The sequence below is a fragment of the Peribacillus sp. P4_D6 genome (genome assembly GCF_056401795.1).
Window position 1 is genome coordinate 1 of the sequence record NZ_JBFUIQ010000195.1, and the last position, 4832, is coordinate 4832.

Here is a 4832-nt window from a genome sequence, read left to right on the forward strand (position 1 = left end):
GATTTATATAAATATAATTTTCTAAGGTGGAAAAGATTATGGCGAATTGGAATGGAGATATTGCGAAAATTGCTTTGCCMACGCCGTTTGCAGTGGGTGATGTGAATGTTTATGTCGTTAAAGGGGATGCTTTAACATTAATCGATACTGGTGTGAAAACCAAACGTTCAAAGGAAGCCTTGACTAACGGTCTTGGGGATTTAGGTCTGAAACTGACTGATATCGAACAAATCATTTTAACCCATCATCATCCCGATCATGCTGGTGCACTCGATTTCTTTGAAAAGGATATCCCGGTTTATGGACACAAAAATAATCAGCGCTGGCTGACTATCAGTGATGAGTTCCTTGAAACCCATAATCGTTTTTTCCTTGATTATGCCTCAAAGTTCGGAGTGGCAGAAGAGCTGAAAAATAAACTGACCCATAACCGCGACGAAATCCGTTTCCTTAGTGAACGGAAGCTGCATGGATATTTAGCTGAGGGGGATGAGCTCCCTGGTCTTCCAGGCTGGAAAGTGATTGAGACTCCGGGGCATGCGCAAAGCCATTTATCTTTTTATCGGGAAAGTGACGGGGTCATGATCGCTGGCGATCACTTGCTTGCCAAGATTTCACCTAACCCATTAATGGAACCACCTTTACTCCCTGGAGGCATGAGGCCTCGTCCGTTACTGCAATATAATGCATCACTTCAAAAATTATTGGATTTCCCCATATCCACTGTTTACTCAGGACATGGATCTGAAGTGGCAGGAGATGCAGTTGCAGACTTGATTCAATATAGATTCGATCGGCAGCATAACCGTGCCATGCAAGTGAAAAGCATGCTTCAAGATAAGCCTTTATCTGTCTTTGAAGTGTGTCAGCAGTTGTTTCCGAAAGTATACCTTCAGGAAGTGGGCCTCACACTTTCGGAAACGGTCGGTCAGCTGGACTATTTAGAAGACTTGGGTGAAGTCCAAACAGAAATCCAATCAGGGGTCATTCTGTATTCAATCGCTTAATGTTCGAAGGAGGCCGCTTTTTTTGAATAAGTTACAAGGTAAAGTTATTGTTATTACCGGTGCTTCCGGAGGGATTGGCAAGGAAGTTGCCATTCAAAGTGCAAAACAGGGAGGCCGTCTCGTCCTCTTGGCCAGAAGCATGGATAAATTACTGTTGCTAAAGAATGAACTGATCACCCAATATGGGATTGATGCATATGCCTATAAGCTTGATGTTGCAGACACTGATCAGGTGACAAATGTTTTTAATGATATCCATGAGCAAATAGGTGAAGTGGATGTGTTGGTCAACAATGCTGGTTTCGGCACGTTTAAAGAAGCGCAGGATACGGAATTAAATGAAACGAAAGCAATGTTTGCTGTCAACGTCATTGGCTTAATGGCCTGCACAAAGCTGGTTCTGCCGTATATGAAGCAGAGAAAATCGGGGCATATCATCAATATCGCTTCACAGGCCGGTAAAATCGCCACTCCTAAATCAACATTGTACTCTTCTACCAAGTTCGCAGTTCTTGGCTATTCAAACGCACTTCGGCTCGAACTGATGGAAGATCATGTTTTTGTGACCACAGTCAATCCTGGCCCTATAGAAACGAATTTCTTTAACATTGCGGATGAATCAGGTACATACTTAAAGAACGTTGAAAAATTCATGCTTAAGCCTGGAGATGTCGCTGCTAAAATCGTAGCTGCGATGCTGACCAACAAGAGGGAAATCAATCTCCCTGGCTGGATGAATTTAGCTGGGAAATGGTATAACATGTTTCCGAAGATCACCGAAACATTAGGAAAAAAAGCATTTTTCAAAAAGTAGGCTAGTCTTTCGATACCAGACGAAAAATGGTCCAATAATAGGTAAAGGGGAATKTCGATGACATTCCCCTTTTGAATTAAGCGAAGTTATCATTTGAATGGGTAACTATTTCAATGGGAATCCGTCTATTTCTATTAGGAGGGATTTTCATGAAGATGATTGTAAACCTTTATATATATTTATTTGTCGCCTTTATACTGGGCAGCTGTCAATCCCCCGATTGGAAGATGGATGAATCCATTGATAAAGGGGAAGAAGGTTTCATTACGGATCTTGACGATAAGAGGATTTTGATTAAAGGGACGTACTATAAGGTGACCAATGATACATATATTCAAGATCAACATGGTAATGACCTTGATTATTCCGAACTGGAAATCGGGATGAAAGTGAAACCATGGCACCGGGGCGGGGTGAAGAAATCATTTCCTGGGAAAGCGGAAGCTGAATTGATTCTGGTTTTGACGGATGAAAACAGCTTAGCCGAACAAAGGGCGGTCATTGCTGCTCTCGATCATGTCAGCAAAGCGGAAAGTCAGCGATTCATGGTTCTCGAAGTCGTACATTTACCCTCAGAGCATGTTTATAATATCGAAATGATGAATCGTTCCAACTTGGATTCTTCATTCATTGTGACAGTTGAGGATGTAACGGATGAAATATTATATATAAAATAAAACAACCGGACTGAATCACTTTGAATTCTGTCCGGTTGTTTGTCCTGGATTTTATAAAGTTTTCGCACCTAAATATTTTGGTTTCCAATAAGAATTATCCATATCCGTGATGGTTATTCCTTTAGAAGACGTAGCACTAATGAATTGGCCATTTCCGATATAGATCCCAACATGGGATACTCCTGTTCTTCCAGAAGAAGTATCAAAGAATACAAGATCACCTTTAGCTGGTGAAGATACTTTTAAACCCGTATTGGAATAGAGCAAGGATGTTGTACGCGGTAAGGTAATTCCTTGAGATTTCTGGAATACGTAATAGACGAAGCCTGAGCAGTCAAATCCAGTTGGTGTTGTTCCGCCCCATTTGTAGGGTTTGCCTATTAAGGTTTTTGCATAGCTGATCAAGCTAGTATTATTGACTTTATAAACACCAAGCGCATTAAATGTGCCTCGGCCGGCAATTCCGTCGGCAGTCAACCCTTTGGCTTTTTGGAATTTTTTTACTGCTGATACAGAATAGGTGCCGTAATATGTAGTCAGTGAACCTGAATATGTGAAATAACCTTTGGTTTTTAATAGTTGTTGTAGTTGTTTGACATCACTATGTGTCATTCCGGGTCTGAGGGTTTGGTCTCCAATATTGGCAAAGGCTTGCAGTGGGGTTAGCATCATAGCAGATGCAACAGCAGCTGAAGCGATCCATTTCTTCATAATTTTCATTTCCTCTCTATCTATCTCTCTATTATTTCTTAACAATATTATCCTACAATACCATTATGACAAATAGACATAATTTTGGTTACAGTTTCATTACAAAAAATGAGCATTAAGACTGGCTTCCGAGTAGACGAAAGTCTGTTGAAAAGGGTGGAGGGATTTTAAAAAATCGAGCATATGGACCTACTTAAAATTATTCAAGCTACCAATTAATCTTTTTCAAAAAAACAATCTGGATACTAAGTTTAAATTTGGTATTTTATCCATTTTTAGTATCCATTATATTTTTTAAGGAAATTACAATAAAAAGTAGAAATTTGTATGAAAACTTCCATTGAATAAGAACGTATATTCGGTTAAAGTTATGAATATAATAAAGCGAACGTATATTCTTGTTAGGGTGAAGAAATGATGGATTATGGGACGATGCCGAAACAATCAATTATGTGTATCGATATGAAAAGTTTTTATGCAAGCTGTTCAGCGGTCATGCTTGGTCTGGACCCGCTTGATTGTTATTTGGCGGTGGTTGGTGATTTGGAGAGGACAGGGAGCATTGTGCTCGCGGCTTCTCCAAAGATGAAGAAGGAATTTGGCATCAAGACAGGTTCACGGATGTTTGAGATCCCGAATGACCCGAGGATTGTCGTCGTTGAACCTAAAATGGCGACTTATTTAAGGGTTTCGACGGAAATCACCCGCTTGTTCAACCGTTATGTGCCAAAAGAAGCGATTCACGTATATAGTGTGGACGAAAGTTTTGTGAAAGTCGATGGTGCTGCTTCTTTATGGGGAGATGCCCGCATGATAGCTGAAAAGATAAAAGATGAAATTGAACGGGAATTACAGCTCCCCTGTGCCATTGGAATTGGACCGAATATGCTCATGGCAAAACTTTGCCTTGATTTGGAAGCCAAACATAAAGGGATTGCGGAATGGAAGTATGAGGATGTGCCAAGCAAACTTTGGCCGATTTCCCCGCTTCGTGAAATGTGGGGGATCGGCAGGCGCGTAGAAAAAACCCTTCATGGAATGGGTATATTTACGGTTGGGCAGCTTGCCAATTATGATCTTGAATTACTTGAAGCGAAGTTTGGAATTATGGGCAATCAGCTTTACCACCATGCCTGGGGAATAGATTTATCCGATATGGGGGCAGCGATCATCGAAGGGCAGGTCAGCTTCGGCAAAAGTCAAATCCTGCTGCGGGATTATAAGGATGAGCATGAGGTAAAGCAGGTCATGCTGGAAATTTGCGAAGAAGTTGGAAGAAGGGCACGCACCCATCGTAAGGCAGGAAGAACGGTGAGCCTAGGCATTGGTTACAGCAAGGATGAGTTTGGCGGAGGTTTCCATCGTTCGCGTTCGATTAACGAACCGACCAACATCACGATGGAGTTATATAAAGTTTGCCTGGAGCTTTTCCATGAGAACTATAAGCAAAAAACGGTTCGAAGCATAGAGGTCAGACTCTCGAATATTGTGGATGATAATGAAATGCAGCTGACTCTATTTGATGCTTCGCGCTGGAAGAAGCGGGAATTGAGTTACACGGTTGATCGAATCCGCCACAAATATGGAGCCAAATCGTTATTGCGTGCCGTTTCGTATACAGAA

General features: G+C 41.4%; 5 protein-coding genes. 4 read left to right on the forward strand and 1 reads right to left on the reverse strand.

The genetic code is table 11. From position 1 onward, the window contains the following. The first annotated feature begins 38 nt into the window (after positions 1–38). The 3 genes from AC1DVB_RS25150 to AC1DVB_RS25160 all read left to right on the forward strand — a co-directional run bounded on the left by AC1DVB_RS25150 (position 39) and on the right by AC1DVB_RS25160 (position 2498). Positions 39–1007: an MBL fold metallo-hydrolase gene (locus AC1DVB_RS25150; protein ID WP_328097946.1), complete on the forward strand. Its 969-nt coding sequence runs from the start codon at positions 39–41 to the stop codon at positions 1005–1007. Between the two features lie 22 nt (positions 1008–1029). Beyond that, on the forward strand, positions 1030–1821 hold the full coding sequence (locus AC1DVB_RS25155) for an SDR family NAD(P)-dependent oxidoreductase (protein WP_095678600.1): 792 nt from the start codon (positions 1030–1032) through the stop codon (positions 1819–1821). Positions 1822–1970: 149 nt separating this feature from the next. Then, positions 1971–2498, forward strand: a complete 528-nt coding sequence (locus AC1DVB_RS25160) for a DUF3221 domain-containing protein (RefSeq protein WP_057278769.1) — start codon at positions 1971–1973, stop codon at positions 2496–2498. 51 nt (positions 2499–2549) lie between these two features. On the opposite strand, the gene AC1DVB_RS25165 is transcribed toward AC1DVB_RS25160, so the two are convergent. After that, complete coding sequence (locus AC1DVB_RS25165; protein ID WP_057278768.1) at positions 2550–3209, reverse strand: C40 family peptidase; 660 nt, start codon at positions 3207–3209, stop codon at positions 2550–2552. Between the two features lie 414 nt (positions 3210–3623). On the opposite strand from AC1DVB_RS25165, the gene AC1DVB_RS25170 reads away from it, so the two are divergent. Beyond that, the coding region (locus AC1DVB_RS25170) for a Y-family DNA polymerase (RefSeq protein WP_477591498.1) at positions 3624–4832 on the forward strand (1209 nt) is incomplete at its 3' end.